A 17,171-nucleotide genomic window follows, 5' to 3' on the forward strand; every position below is an offset into this window, starting at 1 on the left:
GAAACGCAATGCAATGCATTCATGGCTCGACAAGCTCACCATGAAAGCTTGGATTTGGTTTATGGATCCTCGGGTCAAGTCCGAGGATGGCGTGGGTGGGCAATGCTGCGAATTTGGAAGGCTGCATAAGGCACCAATCGGCGGGGGTCCGGGGTCGGGAGCACCGCGACCAACGGCGGCGAAAAATAGGAGCAAACAAAAAGCCCGGCGCTGATTTATCAGGCCGGGCTTTTCAATTCAGCTAACTAAGAGAAGACTAGTCTTCGTCTTTGATTTCTTCGCCAGTTTCCTGGTTTACAACTTTCATTGACAAACGGACTTTGCCGCGGTCATCGAAGCCCATCAATTTAACGAAGACTTTGCCGCCTTCTTGAACGACGTCAGTTGTTTTTTCAACGCGCTTATCTGCAAGTTGTGAAATGTGCACAAGGCCGTCACGTGGACCGAAGAAGTTCACAAATGCGCCGAAATCAACACATTTAACAACTGTACCCTGATAGATTTCGCCAACTTCTGGCTCGTCTGTGATCGACTTGATCCACTTAACCGCAGCTTCGATGGCTTTGCCATCGCTTGAAGCGATTTTGATGGTGCCATCGTCTTCGATGTTCACTTTAGCGCCAGTTTTCTCAACGATCTCACGGATCACTTTACCGCCGGTACCGATAACTTCGCGGATCTTGTCGGTTGGGATCTTCATGGTTTCGATGCGTGGTGCAAATTCACCAACTTCGTCACGGGCACCGTCAAGCGCTTTAGACATTTCACCCAAGATATGCTCACGACCATCTTTGGCCTGGGCCAAAGCTGTTTTCATGATGTCTTCAGTGATGCCAGCGATTTTGATGTCCATTTGAAGTGAAGTGATACCTTCAGAAGTACCCGCCACTTTAAAGTCCATATCGCCAAGGTGATCCTCGTCACCCAAAATATCAGAAAGAACCGCGAAGCGCTCGCCTTCCATGATCAAGCCCATGGCAATGCCAGAAACCGGACGTGCCATTGGAACACCTGCATCCATCAGCGCCAATGATGCACCACAAACAGACGCCATCGAAGATGAACCGTTTGATTCTGTGATCTCAGACACAATACGAATTGTATATGGGAATTCTTCAACACTTGGACGAATGGGGTTAATCGCGCGCCATGCCAACTTGCCGTGGCCTGTTTCACGACGGCTTGTGCCGCCCATACGACCAGCTTCACCCACGGAGTAAGGCGGGAAGTTGTAGTGCAGCATGAAGTTGTTTTTGAACGTGCCATCTAGGCTGTCAACAAACTGCTCGTCGTCGCCAGTACCCAAAGTCGCAACAACCAAAGCTTGGGTTTCGCCACGGGTAAACACAGCAGAACCGTGCGTACGTGGCAAAATGCCTGCTTCCGCAATGATAGGGCGAACGGTTGAAAGGTCACGCCCGTCAATCCGCTTGCCGGTATCCAAAACGCTGAGGCGAACAACTTGAGCTTGCAATGATTTAAACACTGCGCCAATTGTTTCGTCTTTATATTGCGCTTCTTCGCCATCAGCTGGAGCATAATGCTCTTTAACTTTGGCTTTTGCTGCATCAATAGCTTCGTAGCGCTCTTGCTTTTCAGTGATTTGGTAAGCTGCACGAAGATCATCTTCAACAAGCTTAAGCATTTCAGCTTCAAGTGCAGAATTGTCTTCGGCTTCAAACTCACGAGGTTCTTTTGCGGAAAGCTCAGCAAGTTTGATGATCGCATCGATCACTTTTTGTGATTGCTCGTGGCCATACATAACCGCGCCGAGCATTTCATCTTCGCTTAGTTCGCTAGCTTCTGATTCAACCATCAAAACAGCGTCTTTGGTGCCAGCCATAACCAGATCCAATTTTGAATCTGTTTCTTGCTCTGGGGCGAAGTTCAATACATATTCGCCATCAATATAGCCAACGCGTGCCGCACCAATTGGGCCCATGAATGGGATGCCAGAAATGGTTAGCGCAGCGGAAGCTGCAACCAAGCCAAGTACGTCAGGACGGTTTTCAAGGTCATATTGAAGCACGGTGACAACGATTTGTGTTTCGTGCTTGTAGCCTGATGGGAACAATGGGCGGATTGGACGGTCGATCAAACGACAGATCAATGTTTCCGCTTCTGTTGGACGGCCTTCACGCTTGAAGTAGCCGCCCGGGATTTTACCCGCGGCGTAGAATTTTTCTTGGTAATTCACGGTCATCGGGAAGAAATCGACGCCCGGTTTTGCTTTTTTAGCTGAAACAACGGTTGCCAATACAACGGTTTCGCCAAGGGTTGCCAAAACAGCGCCATCAGCCTGACGTGCCATTTTACCTGTTTCAAGGGTCAGCGGTTGGCCGCCCCAGTTTAGTTCCACCTTATGGTGATCAAACATACTATTACGTTCCTATATGGCTTTGCCGGATATGCCCCTCATGGCCATATTTTCATCGTCGACAAAGCATCATTCGTTCAATTGGCGGAACGGATAAAGAGAGCCGGATGGCAAGGCGCTTTTGAAATGAAGTAAAATACTTCAAAAGCGACCGACGATCCTGCTCGCTAGACCGTTCCGCTAGATTTTAAGTGGCGCGGCGACCAAAGCCACCGCGCCAAATAGCTCTTGATTAGCGACGCAAACCTAGACGCTCGATGAGCGACTGGTAACGTGCCACGTCCTTTTTCTTGACATAGTCAAGCAAACGACGACGCAAGCTAACCATTTTCAAAAGACCACGACGGGAATGGTTATCCTTCTTGTGACCTTTGAAGTGTTCCGTGAGATTTGAAATGCGCTCTGAAAGGATCGCAACCTGTACTTCGGGTGAACCTGTGTCACCTTCTTTGGTTGCGTATTCTTTGATAAGCTCTTCTTTACGCTCAGCAGTAATCGACATCGTAAATTCCCTTCTAGAAAACTAAGAGATTGAAAGCCGCCATGCGCCAAGATGTCGTCCAGCGCTGGCCCGAATTAGCCGCTCAATAGCAATAGCAACGAGCGGTTGGGCTGGCTTATACAGTAAAATGCTCTTCATGAAAAGAGGGAGGTTTTTCGTCCGGCCTTAACCGGCTACAATGACCCGACTTGGCTTAAACTGGCCCTTTTCGACAAAACCGAGGGCAACCAGTTGCCCTTTATGGGTCGCAAATGCTTCCTCAACGGATATTGGTGCGTTCTTGCCGATCAAAAGTGCGGGATTGCCCATGCGGACCAATTGAGCTTGGCGCTCGTCCAAGCTGATTTCTTCGAGGTGAGAAACCGCGTCATTTAGAGGACGAAGTTCCAGATCACGTTCGGCCAATTCTAAGGTCTCAATGTCCTGGATGCTGGTTGCGTCTGCATCGGTGAACGGACCTACAGCCGCGCGATGAAGGCGGGAAACATGTCCTTTGGAACCCAACAATTGCGCAATATCGCGGGCTAACGCACGCACATAGGTGCCTTTTTGGCAGGTTACGCGAAATGATGAGATATCATCATTGTGGGAGATCAATTCAAATGCATCTATATGCACTTCGCGCGGCGGCACATCTACTTTTTCACCTGCTCGGGCCAAATCATAGGCGCGTTCGCCATTAATCTTGATGGCTGAAAAGGCAGGAGGAATCTGGGTGATCAGACCAGTAAATTGTGGCAACACCGCTTCTAATTCACCCCTTGTTGGTCGCACGTCTGATGTTGCGACCACCTCGCCCTCAATATCGTCGGTCGTGGTGGCGCTACCCCATTTGAGATCGAATTCATAAATTTTGACGCCATCTTGCACATACGGTACCGTTTTTGTCGCCTCGCCTAAGGCGATCGGCAATATGCCCGTGGCCAGTGGATCAAGCGTTCCGGCGTGCCCACCTTTTTTTGCACTAAACAGCCATTTGATCTTACCCACAGCCTGGGTCGAGGTCATATCGTAGGGCTTATTGAGAATAAGCCAGCCGGAAATAGACCGTTTTGGGCGCTTCATTTGGGTCATGAATTGTTCTTTTTTGCCGATTACTGGTCGTCTTGATTTTCGGCGTCGTCTTCGTCTTCAGCCACAAGATCTTGCGCCACATGGTCTGAACGCAAAAGGGCGTCGATCCGGCCCGCTTCATCAAATGTTTCATCGGCGTAAAATCTGAACTCCGGTGAAAACCGAAGACCAAGTTTTGGCGTGACTTGACCGCGGATGAACTTTTGATGGCGATTGAGGGCGTCGACCACTATTTCAACCTTCTGGCCGCCCAGCGGCATAATGTAGACTTTGGCCAATTTCAGATCCGGCACCATACGCACTTCAGGCACCGTGATGAATGCGCCGTCGAGATCTGGATCAAGAATTTCGTCACGTGACAAAAATGCTGAAAGCGCATGCCGCACCAATTCGCCGACGCGCAATTGACGCTGGGATGGAAGTTTTTCACCGCTCATAATTTGTTGCCTTTAGTGGCTGGCGGCTGATTTATTGATGGTGGCTAACAATGCCGCGCCCACCAAAAGTGTTCCGCCAGATATTTTGTTGATCCAATGTGCCGCGCCGCGTTTAGCCAAACTCGTTCCTGCGCGCTGAGCGATGAATGCATAAGCCACTACGGTGGAATAATCAAGTATGGCGAAACTTACAGCCATCAGAGCGAATTGGGGCAACAATGGCTGACTAGGGTCAATAAACTGAGGGAAAAATGCAACGAAGAACGCTATGGCTTTAGGACTAGTGATTGCGACCACAAACCCTTGTCTTGCGTGCCACAAATTTGATTTGCGGGGCAGGTCCTCAAGTCCGTCAGTTCTAAATGTCGTTTTAGATCGAATTGTTTTGACCCCCAACCAAACCAAGTAAATAATTCCAGCAATTTTGAGGATTGAAAAAGCCGTTGCAGAAGTTGCCAAAATCAACCCAAGGCCGGTTGCGGCAAGCGCCATCTGAATAACATTGGCGCACACATCACCAAGCGCGGTGAATAGCACACGCCTCCAGCCAAAACTCAGAGAATGTGAAACGCCCAGCAATACAGATGGGCCGGGCGTCAAAACCAAAATGACAACCGCAACTAAGAAGGCAATATACAGCGTAGGGTCCATGATGTGACTCGAATTGTGACGTTGCGGAAAGCTTAGCCCCAAAACAAACATGGCGCCAGAAAGCGCCATGAATAATTCGAAATTCGATCTAAAACTTAGAGCGAGCGCTCGATCGATTCAACGCGGAAACATTCGATCACGTCGCCTGCACGCATATCTTCGTATTTCTCGAAGGCCATGCCGCATTCTTGACCAGACTGAACATCTTTCACTTCGTCTTTGAAGCGTTTCAATGTCGAAAGCTTACCTTCGTGAATAACAACATCGTCACGGATCAAACGCACACCAGCGCCCCGCTCAACCATGCCGTCTGTTACCTGACAACCAGCCACACGGCCCACTTTGGTGATGTTAAAGACCTCAAGAATCTTCGCGTTACCGATAAAGGTTTCACGTACCTCTGGAGACAATAGACCCGACATCGCCGCTTTCACGTCGTCCACGAGATCGTAGATGATGTTGTAATAGCGAATTTCAACGCCTTCGCGGGCGGCTGCTTCACGGGCCTGCTTGTTCGCCCGGGTGTTAAAGCCAATCACAACCGCATTTGAGGCCGCTGCCAATGTGACATCACTTTCAGTGATACCACCAACGCCGCCAATAAGGACTTGGGCCGAAACTTCGTCCGTCGCCAATTTATCAAGCGCACCGTTAATCGCTTCAACAGAGCCTTGCACATCGCCTTTAATCACCAATGGGATTTTGGCCATGTCTTCGGTTTTTAGCTGAGACATCATTTGCTCAAGCGAAGTTACGCCGCCCGCTGCTGATTTCTCACGTTTTGCCCGTTGACGATATTCAGAAATCTCACGCGCTTTAGCTTCGTGCTCAACTGCACCAAACAGGTCGCCAGCATCTGGAACACCGGTAAAGCCAAGAATTTCAACAGGTGTTGAAGGCCCGACGGTTTTTACTTGCTCACCTTTGTCATTGATCAAGGCGCGAACTTTAGCCCATTGCGATCCAGCGACCACAATATCACCAACAGAAAGCTTGCCATTTTGAACCAATACAGTTGCAACAGCGCCGCGGCCTTTGTCCAGTTTCGCTTCAATTACGATACCTTGTGCGCGACCTTCTGGATTAGCTTTGAGCTCAAGAATTTCTGATTGTAGAACGATCGCGTCCAGAATGCCTTCAAGGTTCTGCTTTTTCACCGCCGAAACTTCAACATCTAGAATTTCACCGCCCATGGTTTCAACAAACACTTCATGTTGAAGCAATTCGTTGCGCACACGGCTTGGATCAGCTTCCGGCTTATCCATTTTGTTGATCGCTACGATAATTGGCACTTCGGCCGCTTTTGCGTGTTTGATCGATTCAATGGTTTGAGGCATGACGCCATCGTCGGCCGCAACCACCAAAATGGCAATATCAGTTGCCTGTGCTCCACGTGCCCGCATTGCGGTAAACGCTTCGTGGCCCGGTGTATCCAAGAAGGTAATTTGCTGACCGTCGCGGTCAACTTGATAAGCACCAATATGTTGGGTAATGCCGCCAGCTTCGCCAGAAACAACATTTGCTTCCCGGATCGCATCAAGCAGTGATGTTTTACCATGATCGACGTGACCCATAATGGTCACAACTGGTGCGCGTGATTTCAAGTCTTCAGGGTTTTGCTGCCCCTCATCTTCAAACACACCGGTCTCAACATCAGCCTCAGCAACACGTTTTACGGTGTGGCCCATTTCTGTTGCAATCAATTCGGCCGTATCCGCGTCAAGCACATCATTGATGGTGACCATTTGGTCTTGCGCCATCATGAGCTTAATCACGTCAACCGCACGTTCTGCCATCCGGTTGGCCAATTCCTGAACGCTAATAGCCTCTGGAATGGTCACTTCACGTGCAATTTTTTCTTTAGGCACCTGTGGGCCTTTGCCGCGCTGTTTTTCACGACGACGGCGCATAGCGGCCATTGAAGGGCCGCGATCGCGCTCGCTGTCACCACGGGTGGCCGAGGTAACGGTTAGGCGTGTTTTGCGGCGATCAGGTGCTGTTGATTTTTTAGTTGGCTGCGGTTTCGCCGCGCGTTTTGCCCGCTCCAATTCGTCCTGACGAACCAACGGTGCACCAGATTTGCGTGCATGTTGTTCAGGTGTTTTGGAATTTGCGCGCTCGGTTGGCGGCACAGGCGGTTCATATGGCGCTTCCACCGCCGCCCTTTGTGCAGCTTTTGCAGGCGCAGCAGCTTTTTCTTTGGGCGCTGCGGATTTTTGCTTGGCTTCTTCAGCGGCCGCTCGTTCGCTTTGAGCGCGCTCTTCAGCAAGACGCGCCTCTTCAGCCAATTTTGTGCGTTCTGCTTCTTCACGATCCGCTTTGCGACGCGCGGCGTCATCGATGCGGCGTTGCTCAGCTTCAGCCTGTAAACGCTTTTCTTCGTCGGCCCGTGCTGCAGCGGCGCGTAGTGCGCGCTCGCGTGCTGCATTTTCTGAACTGGTTAAACCTTGTTGAACTGGCCGTTTGTCGCCGCCGCCTGCTGGACGATTGCGATTATTGTTTGGCCGGCCACTTTGGTTTTGAGAGCCAGGGCGCTGACCGCCCGGACGTTGCCCACCGGGTCGCTGACCTTGGGGACGTTGGCCTTGAGGTCTCGCCGCTGGCGTTGGTGCACTATCGCCGCCCGAAGGACGGGGCGCGCCAGAACCACCAGGTGTGGTGAATTGGCGGGTTCGTTTTTCCACTACGACGGTCCGAGAAGACCGCGCACCACCAGGACGACCGCCAGCAGCTGGTCCGCCTTTTAGTGATAGGGTTTTCTTACCCTCATCACCTGATGTTGCATCTGATCTTTTATCGTTGTCACTCATATATTCGCCACTATCCATCTGTTTTGGCCAAATAGCGTACAAGCATTTTGTACCGCTCTAGGGCCGAATTTGCTGCCGCACCGCCAATCAGCGCTGCATGTATCACATTTTTACCGCCAAATGCCAAACTCAATTGTTCGGCACCTAATATATCTATATGAGGCAACGTTCCATCGAGTTCTAAAACCCGCAAAAGTTGCATCATTTTGCGTCGACCATCTTCACGCGCATCCTGCGCTGTGATCAATGCACGGGCTTTGTCCGATTCTAGGGCACTGCGCACTTTCACCGCGCCCATCACCAAAAAACCGCCCTTGCGGGCCAACTGTAACGCGCCAACCAACCGGTTTTCCAAGTGCTCTTGGGTCAAACCGGCGAGGTCGTCTGGCATTTTAACCGGCATTTTTAGTGCGCGGGTAAATGCCTTGCGTTTTTGTGCCTCAGCGACATGATGCGCTGTTGGGGTTACCCATACGCCTCGTCCGCCAGCTTTTCCAGTCACATCTGGATAAATTTGGTCATCTGGCCCAACAACAAACCGCATTAACTCGGTTTTTGGCAAAATTTGTTTGGTCACGCAACATTCACGTGTCGCAATTTGCCGATGTGTTGTCATTGAGCCTTTATGTTCCTTACCTTGGTCTTATTCAGTTATCGGCTGATCGCTTGTTTCAGCTTCTACCACTGGCTCAGCTTCACCCTCAACGCCTTCAAGTTCGCCTTCAGTTTCATCAGACAATTCATCCAACGTTACCCAGCCAGCCTGCAGACGCGCAGCCATGATCATTTCTTCGGCTTCTTCGCGGCTTACTGGGAAGTCTTTGAACGTGCCGTCAAAGCGTGTCACTTCGCCGTCTTTTTTCTCAGTCCAACCAACCAGATCGTCCGCTGCAAAGCCTGCAAAGTCTTCAATCGTTTTGACTTCTTCCTTGCCCAAAGCTACCAACATCGCGCCGGTCAAACCGGGGATATTATATAGCTCATCTTCAACGCCGAGCTTTTTGCGCTCATCGTCGCGCTCTTTTTCGGTCGCTTGGATATATTCAGCGGCACGGGCTTGAATTTCAGCCGCAGTATCTGTGTCAAAACCATCAATCGATGCGATTTCAACTGGCTCAACGTAAGCAACTTCTTCAAGTGAGGAGAAGCCTTCAGATGCCAACAATTGCGCAACCATTTCGTCAACATTCATCGCGTTCATGAACAGATCAGAACGTTCAGTGAATTCTTTTTGACGACGCTCTGATTCTTCTTGCTCGGTAAGGATATCAATATCCCAACCCATCAATTGTGATGCGAGGCGCACATTTTGACCACGACGGCCAATCGCCAAAGACAATTGCTCGTCAGGCACCACAACTTCGATGCGCTCGGCTTGCTCGTCCAGAACAACTTTTACCACTTCGGCAGGCTGCAATGCAGAAACCACCAAATCAGCAATATTTTCTGTCCAAGGAATAATGTCGATCTTTTCGCCCTGCAATTCGTTCACAACGGCTTGCACGCGAGACCCACGCATACCCACACAGGCACCAACCGGATCGATCGAGCTGTCATTTGACAGAACGGCGATTTTCGCACGGCTACCCGGATCACGCGCGATGGAGCGGATATTGATAATGCCGTCGTAAATTTCAGGCACTTCTTGCATGAACAATTTCGCCATGAATTGCGGATGGGTCCGTGACAAGAAGATTTGTGGGCCGCGTTGTTCTTGGCGCACATCGTGAATGTAGGCACGCACACGATCGCCGTAGCGGAACGTTTCGCGTGGGATCAATTCATCACGACGAATAATGGCTTCGCCGCGACCAAGATCAACGATTACATTGCCATATTCAACACGCTTAACTGTGCCGTTGATGATATCGCCCAAGCGGTCTTTAAATTCGTCATACATGCGCTCGCGCTCAGCATCGCGCACTTTTTGCACGATAACCTGTTTCGCGGATTGCGCAGCAATTCGACCAAATTCAATTGGTGGAAGCGGCTCGGTGATAAAATCACTTAGCTTGGCGTCGGCATTACGAACCTGCGCGTCTACTAGCGAGATTTGACGACCGTGCTCTTCAACATCTTCCACAACTTCGAGCAAGCGCCACATGCGCAACTCGCCCGTTGTTGGATTGATTTCAGCTCTTACTTCGGTCTCAGCACCATAGCGAGAGCGCGCCGCTTTTTGAATTGCGTCTTGCATTGCTTCAATTACGATCGTGCGATCAATTGATTTCTCGCGCGCTACAGCGTCTGCGATTTGCAATAGTTCAAGCCGATTTGCACTGACAGCCATTATGTCATCTCCTCAATTGTAAACAGGCGCCCAATTAGGCGTCGCTGTCCTGTTCACCGTTTAGTTCGGATTGGTCGATTTCTGTTTCAATTTCTTCATTATCCAACAGGTTTTCTTGGTCCAACGGGTTCGCCATTTCTTGTCTGGCGCGCGCTTCGTCGAGCAATTTGTCGGTCATCATCAATTTAGCTTCAGCCAAATTTTGAATTTCAATTTTATGCAGGTCTTCTTGACCTTCAGGAATATCCGGCAGGCGGATCAAAACTTGATTGCCTTCAACTGCCTCGATCGTACCGCGATATCGGCGCCGACCATCAACCATGTTTTGCAGCTCAATTTTTGCCTCATGGCCAACCCATAATGCAAAATCTGAAAGCCGAACCAAAGGACGATCAATCCCGGGGGATGATACTTCCAAATGATATTCGCGGCTAATCGGGTCTTCAACATCCAAAATTGGTGAGATCTCTTTAGAAAAATTCTCACAATCTGTGATGCCAAATTCGCCCTGAGCATTTTCAGCCATGATTTGCAGCGTACAACCATTATCGTTGTTGACGCGCACGCGAACCAGCCGATAACCCATATCATGGGCCACCGGTTCAAGGATCGTTGAAACGCGCTGTTCTTGGCCCGTTTCGCGATTATATCTTTGTTCGTTTAAGTCGAGTTCGACGCTCATTTGACCCATTTTGGTATTAAAAAAGAGCGGGGCCGGTTGGCACCACTCTCATATTTAGATTGAGATTTTGAGGTCTATATACTGACCTTATGCCGTTTTGGCAAGCATTTTGAACATACGCCTTTCGGCCATGAACGATGAGCAGAGTTGACTTCCATCAACGTAATTGTCTGTTGATCAAGACAATGTGGATATTCAACTGTAAGGGGATCACGATGGTTAAGAGCTACATTGTCTATGCGTTCTATTTCATCGGGGCGGCCATCCTCATGTTGGCGATGATTGGTTTTTGGTTCAATTTCCGCGATCAACGAGAACTCGAGCGCACCAACCAAAAGATTTGGACATTGGATAATGGGGCAACGGGCACATATGAGCAGTCCCTAATCGCAGAACTACCCGAGGCCGTTCAACGCTATTTCAACTTTATGATTGCTCCCGGTGCAGAACTAAAAATCAACCACCGTATGGAAATGGTTGGGGAATTTGGACTTGGAGACGTGCAGGAGCACAACTATTTTGCCTTTAAGGGCACCCAACATAATGCGCCACCCGTCGGGTTCACATGGTCGCTTCTAACATCCAACAGTTTGATGGTCATGAATGGCAATGACACTTTTTGGGTCCAAGAGGCATGGACAAAGTTCTGGTTGATGGGCGTCTTTCCCATAGTGCGAGCAGGTGGGAATGTGGATTATCAAAGATCTGGGTTTGGTCGCATGGTCATCGAAATGGCCGCATGGTCCCCCGTTTCTCTTTTGCCCCAATATGGGGTGATGTGGGAACAGGTTTCATCCGACCAAATCCGGGCAACCGTGCGAGCCCATGACCTCACCCAAGCCGTTGACATCAAAATTGACGAAGAAGGTGCACCGCTTGAATTTTTCATCGAACGTTGGAGCAATGCAAATCCGGCCAACGAATTTCAACTTCAGCCATTTGGCGGCATCGCCCATCAATTCATAACCATTGATGGCATTAAAGTGGTGAGCGAAGTTGAAGTGGGGAACCATTTTGGCACGCTCGACTATTTCGCGTTCTTTAAAGCGCAAATAACCAAATTCGAATTTAAATAGCCAAGCGGCCTCTAGCGGCGCGTAAAGCTGAAGTAGAACGAAATGTCGCGGCCTTCTTTACGCGCTTTTTGCTCATAGCGGGTGGCTTGCCACCCCTCCCAGGGCTGGTGCCATGAGCCGGCCTTTGCGACCGGCCAATCGAACTCTTTATGCCGCACAATGTGCCCAAGGGTCCAAGTGGCATAATCTTCAATATCCGTCGCAACACGAAATTGCGCACCGGGCTTTAAGATTCTTGCTAATGCGTCAAGCGTCACCGGATTGATGAACCGGCGTTTATGGTGGCGCTTCTTCGGCCACGGGTCCGGATAGAGCAGAAAAGCGCCGTCAAATTGCGCTTCTGGCAATACTCTGAGCAAATGCAGAGCATCATCGGTATAAAGGCGCACATTCTTGAGGCCATCTTCATCGATGGATTGTAGCATTTTGCCAATGCCGCCGATAAACGGCTCGCAGCCAATGAAGTTGGCGTCCAGATTTGTGCCCGCTTGACGTGCCAGATGTTCGCCGCCGCCATAACCAATTTCGATGAAATTCTTCGCCGCAGGTTGATCAAATATATCACCTAGCCCAATAGGAGCGGCAGGCAAGTCCAGTTTGACCTTTGGCAACAAGTTTTGGGCCAGCTTTTCCTGGGTTGGATGCAGCTTATGGGCCGAGCGGCGGCCAAAAAAGGCTTTGCGCTCAGCTTCTGGTCCGTAATCATCTTTTCGCATATGCGACGTGGATACCGGTGACATTAGTTTTAGGTCAGTTCCGACAGAATTGATTGGGCCAAGTCCGTGCGTTCCCAAGAAAACCCGCCATCATTTGTTGGGTTTCGGCCAAAGTGGCCATAGGCGGCTGTGCGCTCATAAATTGGCTTATTCAATTGCAGTGCTTCGCGAATACCGCGCGGAGAAAGGTCCATAACTTTGTTCAGCACAGGCCCCAATTTATCATCGTCTGCAGTGCCGGTGCCAAATGTATCGACAAAGATGGAAAGTGGCTTAGAAACACCAATGGCGTATGACAATTGAATAACGCATTTTTTGGCTAATCCAGCCGATACAACGTTTTTCGCCAAATAACGGGCTGCATAGGCCGCAGAGCGGTCAACTTTGGTTGGGTCTTTACCTGAAAATGCACCGCCACCATGTGGGGCTGCACCGCCATATGTGTCCACAATGATTTTGCGACCAGTTAGGCCTGCATCACCGTCTGGACCGCCAATGACGAAAGCGCCGGTGGGATTAACGTAGAAATCTTCTTCTGGGCACATCCAGCCTTTTGGCAGGGCGTTGACAACAAATGGTCGCACAATATCGCGCACTTCGGCTTGGCTAACGCCTTCCATATGTTGGGTAGAAACCACGATAGATGTCGCACCTACCGGTTTTCCATCTTCATATTTCAACGTGACTTGGCTTTTCGCGTCGGGTGCGAGCTGCGGCACTTCGCCAGCGTGGCGGGCGGTCGCCATGGTGCGCAAGATTTTATGGGCATATTGGATTGGCGCGGGCATCAATTCAGGGGTTTCGTCAGTCGCAAAACCAAACATAATGCCTTGGTCGCCTGCCCCCTCGTCCTTATCGCCTGCCGCGTCTACGCCTTGTGCGATCTCTGCTGATTGCTCGTGCACATAAACATCGATGTCGCAGTTCTCCCAATGGAAGCCGTCCTGTTCGTAACCAATATGCTTGATGCAACCGCGCGCAATGTCTTGCATTTTCGCTTTATCAATCGAGTCAGGTCCACGCACTTCACCGGCCAAAACCACTTTGTTGGTAGTGGCAAGCGTTTCCACAGCAACCCGCGAATAAGGGTCTTCCTTTAGAAAAGCGTCCAAGACAGCATCTGAAATGCGATCGCAAATCTTGTCGGGATGGCCTTCTGACACTGATTCAGAGGTGAAAAGATATGACGAAGTTGCCACAAGCAAAGCCTTTCCTTCAGGGTCGAGAGGCGCACAGAGTGCCCCATAGTCCCAATTGTTGCCAAGAGTGATATTCCTTGCTCGTCATAATTGCAACAGGATATAAAGATTTCGTTATATCAAACTCATTCATCTTGTTTTTGATGAGGGGATGGCGCTGCCATTTGGTCTGCAAGGTCCAAAAGGGTTTTTCTGGCTTGTGGGGATGGAATTGAATTAAACGCTTGCAACAGCCGCTGATCATCAGGTGAAAGAGACGAAAATGAGGTTTGTTCGTCCTCAGACAAGCCTGTTTGAGGCGGGTTGGCATAAAACTCGCCCGGTGTGCCACCCAGCAACTCAGCGATCAACGCCAGACGGGACACGGGAATTCTGTTGGCACCTGTTTCGTATTTTTGGACTTGTTGGTACGTAATGCCGATTTTTTCTGCCAATTGTTTCATCGACATGCGGCGGGTCTTGCGACGAAGTCGGACTTGGTTTCCTACATGCTGGTCAACCAAATCGGGTTGGCGTGGGCTGGTGAATGACAAATTAGTCCTCCCATCGACGACGCCATCGATTGCGCAATATTACAGAAAAAAGCGTCGCAAAGATTATCAGGTAAAATACATTATGACGATATTGGGAAAATATAGTTTTCTCAAGTCTTTGTGGCAAATTGGCTGTTAAAACCAGCGCTTGGTCCTGGGCAAGCGCTGCTGTAACACGGCCCAACGGACCAATAATCGCCGTGCGACCGGTATTGGCGACCCGCACCAGCGGCAAGCCTTGTTCAACGGCCCGCATCCTAGCATGTTCAAAATGCTGGGCCGGGCCAATGGTGCCTTGAAACCATGCGTCATTCGTCAGGTTTAATATCCAATCTGCCTGCTGAACCACAGGGCCAAGCGAGCCAGAGAAAATCACCTCATAACAAATTAGTGGAAGCAACGGGGGCGTTCCCAAAGGCTGGAACGGTTTTTTCTGCGCAGCCCCATGGATAAAGCTATCCGAAGCGGTGACCAATTCTCGAATACCAAGCAGAGAAAGTAGCGGTTTGAACGGCACATATTCACCAAAAGGCACCAGCCGATACTTGTCGTAAATGGCGTTTATCTCGCCTTGATCGTTAAAACTGATGATCGAATTGAAGATGCCATCGTTGCTCGGATCTACCCCAGAAAGAGAGAAATCCTGTCGCGCTGCGCCCGCGATTAATGTGGTGCCATTTGGCAGCAAACGCGCGATGCGTGCCAACGCATCTGGGTGATCATTAATTAGAAATGGAAACACTGATTCTGGCCAAATGAGATGTGTCGCAGCGATTAATCCGGGGTCTGACGGTGAGCTTTTTTCCTGAGATTGGGCCAAGAGGTTTTCAAAAATCGGCACCGCATTTTTTGGCTTCCACTTTTCGGCTTGTGGAATGTTCGGCTGCACCAGACGCAAACGCACATCATCTCTATAAAGCGTTGGGTTGGCGTTCAGTTGCATCTGCCCAAATGCAGCAAAACCAACAAGCATAAGGATGCTGGCGACAAATGGGCCAATTCGTTTCACGCCGACTTGTTCCATATGTGGCCAAATCGTTGCTGGCGACATGGCGAAAAGAAATGCGAAAAAGCTCAGTCCATAAATGCCGATGATGGAGGCGAGTTGCAGCGTTTGATCTGTGACGGCGAAAACATAGCCGGGCAAGTTCCACGGAAAGCCAGTGAATAAGTGCCCGCGCAAAAATTCTGCGATGCTCAAACTGGCCGCGAGGGCAAAGATCCGCTGCCCGTAATCAGACCACAGTAAGTGAGCCAGGGCAGCACCGACGCCCCAAAATAGGGCTAAGACGGCGGGCAAGCCAAAAAGGCCTAGGGGTAAAGCCCATAGGAATAGATCTGGTTCCACAAAGAAGGCGCCAGACATCCAGTGAAGTGAAAGGGTAAAATAACCAAAACCAAATGCCCAGCCGATGCGAAAGGCAGGACCAAACAACCTTTGGCGCCAATTTAGATCGGTCTCGACCCCATCAAGCAGCCAAACCAGAATTGGAAAGGCAACAAACAGGGCGGGGAAGACAAAAAGCGGTGGCATGCTGAGTGCCGCCAGTGCGCCGGCGGAAAAGGATAGCAAAAGACGTCGCCATCCATGAACCAACATGCACCATTGTGCGAAATTTTCCAGCATTTTGCGGCTCAACCCAATTTGCAAATCAGTTAGGGGCATTGCTCACGTTTCAAGGCGTGTTCGTCAAGTGCCGAACATGTCTATTCTTTACTGATCTCTATTCCGCCGCGGTTTTGTTGTTGTCGTTTTCGCCACTTTCTTGGCTCTCTTCGATTTTGAGTTTGCGCGTTGGTCGGGGGCGTACCGCTCGTTTGCGCTGCGTTACCTTTATCGTACGTACCCGGCGCGGGTCAGCATGAATAATTTCAAACTCAAATCCACGCAATTTCGAAATCACTTCGCCGCGAACCGGCACACGATCAACGAGCGAAGTTATTAAGCCGCCCAATGTATCTACATCTTCTGCATGTTCGCCGGGGTCAAAGTCTGGGCCTAGCGTCTTGGCCAGATCATCCAATTCACAGCGCGCGTCCACAACAAACGTGGTTTCGTCCAATTGGCTGATTTGAATTTGCGCGGCCTCATCGTGCTCATCTTCGATGTCGCCAACAACTTCTTCAATCAAATCTTCAATGGTCACCAACCCATCAGTGCCACCATATTCATCAACAACAATTGCCATGTGAATGCGGGTTGATTGCATAGATTGGAGCAAGCTGCCAACCGGCATTGCCGGGGGTACATATAGCACCTCTCGCACGAGACCCGTATTGATCAATTTGGTGCGCAAAGTGCCAGATTTAAGCTTCTCAGGCTGAGACTTCTTATCGCTAACCTCTTGGGGTTCGGACAAGCTGAGCAAAAGATCTTTGATGTGGACCATCCCCACAATATTGTCGAGCATGTCGTCATAAACAGGCAGCCGAGAATGGCCTGCATGGCGAAAGCGCGCAATCAGGTTGGAAACCGTGTCGTCAATTTCTGTGGCTTCGATATCTGCCCGATTGATCATCACATCTTCGACACGAATTTGGGACAGATTGAGGACGTTTTGAATGAGCGCGCGTTCGCCATCTGAGAAGGCAGCGTCAAATCCATTGCTGGTGCCGTCTTCTAATGCCTCTTGCAGATCTTCGCGCAATGTTGGGGCGCGAAACGCTAATTTTGCTCGGATTTTTCCCCAAAATGACAGCTTTTTATCGCCCAGCTGTTTGTCTTGAGACTGAATTTGAGGGGTTGCACGGTCGCCAGATTGACGATGCGGCCTTTGCGCCGCGGCGATGGGTTGATCTTTGTCGTTCATTTCGATGCGGCCGT

General features: G+C 50.1%; 15 protein-coding genes. 1 reads left to right on the forward strand and 14 read right to left on the reverse strand.

Annotation, left to right across the window (positions count from 1 at the left end; translation table 11 throughout):
* Positions 1-256 precede the first annotated feature (256 nt).
* The 9 genes from pnp to rimP all read right to left on the reverse strand — a co-directional run bounded on the left by pnp (position 257) and on the right by rimP (position 10,823).
* Positions 257-2,377, reverse strand: a complete 2,121-nt coding sequence (gene pnp / locus AC2D8L_RS11405) for a polyribonucleotide nucleotidyltransferase (protein ID WP_484685604.1) — start codon at positions 2,375-2,377, stop codon at positions 257-259.
* A gap of 232 nt (positions 2,378-2,609) precedes the next feature.
* Positions 2,610-2,879: a 30S ribosomal protein S15 gene (gene rpsO / locus AC2D8L_RS11410; protein WP_484685605.1), complete on the reverse strand. Its 270-nt coding sequence runs from the start codon at positions 2,877-2,879 to the stop codon at positions 2,610-2,612.
* A gap of 165 nt (positions 2,880-3,044) precedes the next feature.
* Positions 3,045-3,953, reverse strand: coding sequence for a tRNA pseudouridine(55) synthase TruB (gene truB / locus AC2D8L_RS11415; protein WP_484685606.1), 909 nt, complete (start codon positions 3,951-3,953; stop codon positions 3,045-3,047).
* A 20-nt stretch (positions 3,954-3,973) separates the two neighbouring features.
* Positions 3,974-4,390, reverse strand: a complete 417-nt coding sequence (rbfA, locus tag AC2D8L_RS11420) for a 30S ribosome-binding factor RbfA (protein ID WP_484685607.1) — start codon at positions 4,388-4,390, stop codon at positions 3,974-3,976.
* 12 nt (positions 4,391-4,402) lie between these two features.
* Complete coding sequence (locus AC2D8L_RS11425) at positions 4,403-5,041, reverse strand: LysE family translocator (RefSeq protein WP_484685608.1); 639 nt, start codon at positions 5,039-5,041, stop codon at positions 4,403-4,405.
* Between the two features lie 95 nt (positions 5,042-5,136).
* Positions 5,137-7,851 (reverse strand): translation initiation factor IF-2, encoded by a 2,715-nt coding sequence (gene infB, locus AC2D8L_RS11430; protein WP_484685609.1) that lies wholly within the window; start codon positions 7,849-7,851, stop codon positions 5,137-5,139.
* Between the two features lie 10 nt (positions 7,852-7,861).
* Complete coding sequence (locus tag AC2D8L_RS11435; RefSeq protein WP_484685610.1) at positions 7,862-8,467, reverse strand: RNA-binding protein; 606 nt, start codon at positions 8,465-8,467, stop codon at positions 7,862-7,864.
* Between the two features lie 27 nt (positions 8,468-8,494).
* Positions 8,495-10,141, reverse strand: coding sequence for a transcription termination factor NusA (gene nusA / locus AC2D8L_RS11440; RefSeq protein WP_484685611.1), 1,647 nt, complete (start codon positions 10,139-10,141; stop codon positions 8,495-8,497).
* A gap of 34 nt (positions 10,142-10,175) precedes the next feature.
* Positions 10,176-10,823, reverse strand: coding sequence for a ribosome maturation factor RimP (gene rimP / locus AC2D8L_RS11445; protein ID WP_484685612.1), 648 nt, complete (start codon positions 10,821-10,823; stop codon positions 10,176-10,178).
* Positions 10,824-11,038: 215 nt separating this feature from the next.
* Here rimP and AC2D8L_RS11450 point away from each other — a divergent pair, with 215 nt between their 5' ends.
* Positions 11,039-11,899: a DUF6544 family protein gene (locus tag AC2D8L_RS11450; RefSeq protein WP_484685613.1), complete on the forward strand. Its 861-nt coding sequence runs from the start codon at positions 11,039-11,041 to the stop codon at positions 11,897-11,899.
* 11 nt (positions 11,900-11,910) lie between these two features.
* On the opposite strand, the gene trmB is transcribed toward AC2D8L_RS11450, so the two are convergent.
* From trmB to AC2D8L_RS11475, 5 genes are all read right to left on the reverse strand, one after another.
* Complete coding sequence (trmB, locus tag AC2D8L_RS11455; protein ID WP_484685614.1) at positions 11,911-12,639, reverse strand: tRNA (guanine(46)-N(7))-methyltransferase TrmB; 729 nt, start codon at positions 12,637-12,639, stop codon at positions 11,911-11,913.
* A gap of 5 nt (positions 12,640-12,644) precedes the next feature.
* A complete protein-coding gene (gene metK / locus AC2D8L_RS11460) occupies positions 12,645-13,814 on the reverse strand; it encodes a methionine adenosyltransferase (protein ID WP_484685615.1) in 1,170 nt (389 codons plus the stop codon).
* Between the two features lie 125 nt (positions 13,815-13,939).
* Entirely contained in the window at positions 13,940-14,347 is a 408-nt protein-coding gene (locus AC2D8L_RS11465) for a helix-turn-helix domain-containing protein (protein WP_484685616.1), read from the reverse strand.
* A gap of 1 nt (position 14,348) precedes the next feature.
* Complete coding sequence (gene lnt / locus AC2D8L_RS11470; protein WP_484685617.1) at positions 14,349-16,013, reverse strand: apolipoprotein N-acyltransferase; 1,665 nt, start codon at positions 16,011-16,013, stop codon at positions 14,349-14,351.
* Between the two features lie 58 nt (positions 16,014-16,071).
* The gene (locus AC2D8L_RS11475; RefSeq protein ID WP_484685618.1) at positions 16,072-17,157 is read right to left on the reverse strand and encodes a hemolysin family protein; all 1,086 of its coding nucleotides are present in this window, start codon (positions 17,155-17,157) and stop codon (positions 16,072-16,074) included.
* Positions 17,158-17,171: the final 14 nt, after the last annotated feature.

The sequence above is a fragment of the Maritalea sp. YIW29 genome (assembly GCF_057219265.1).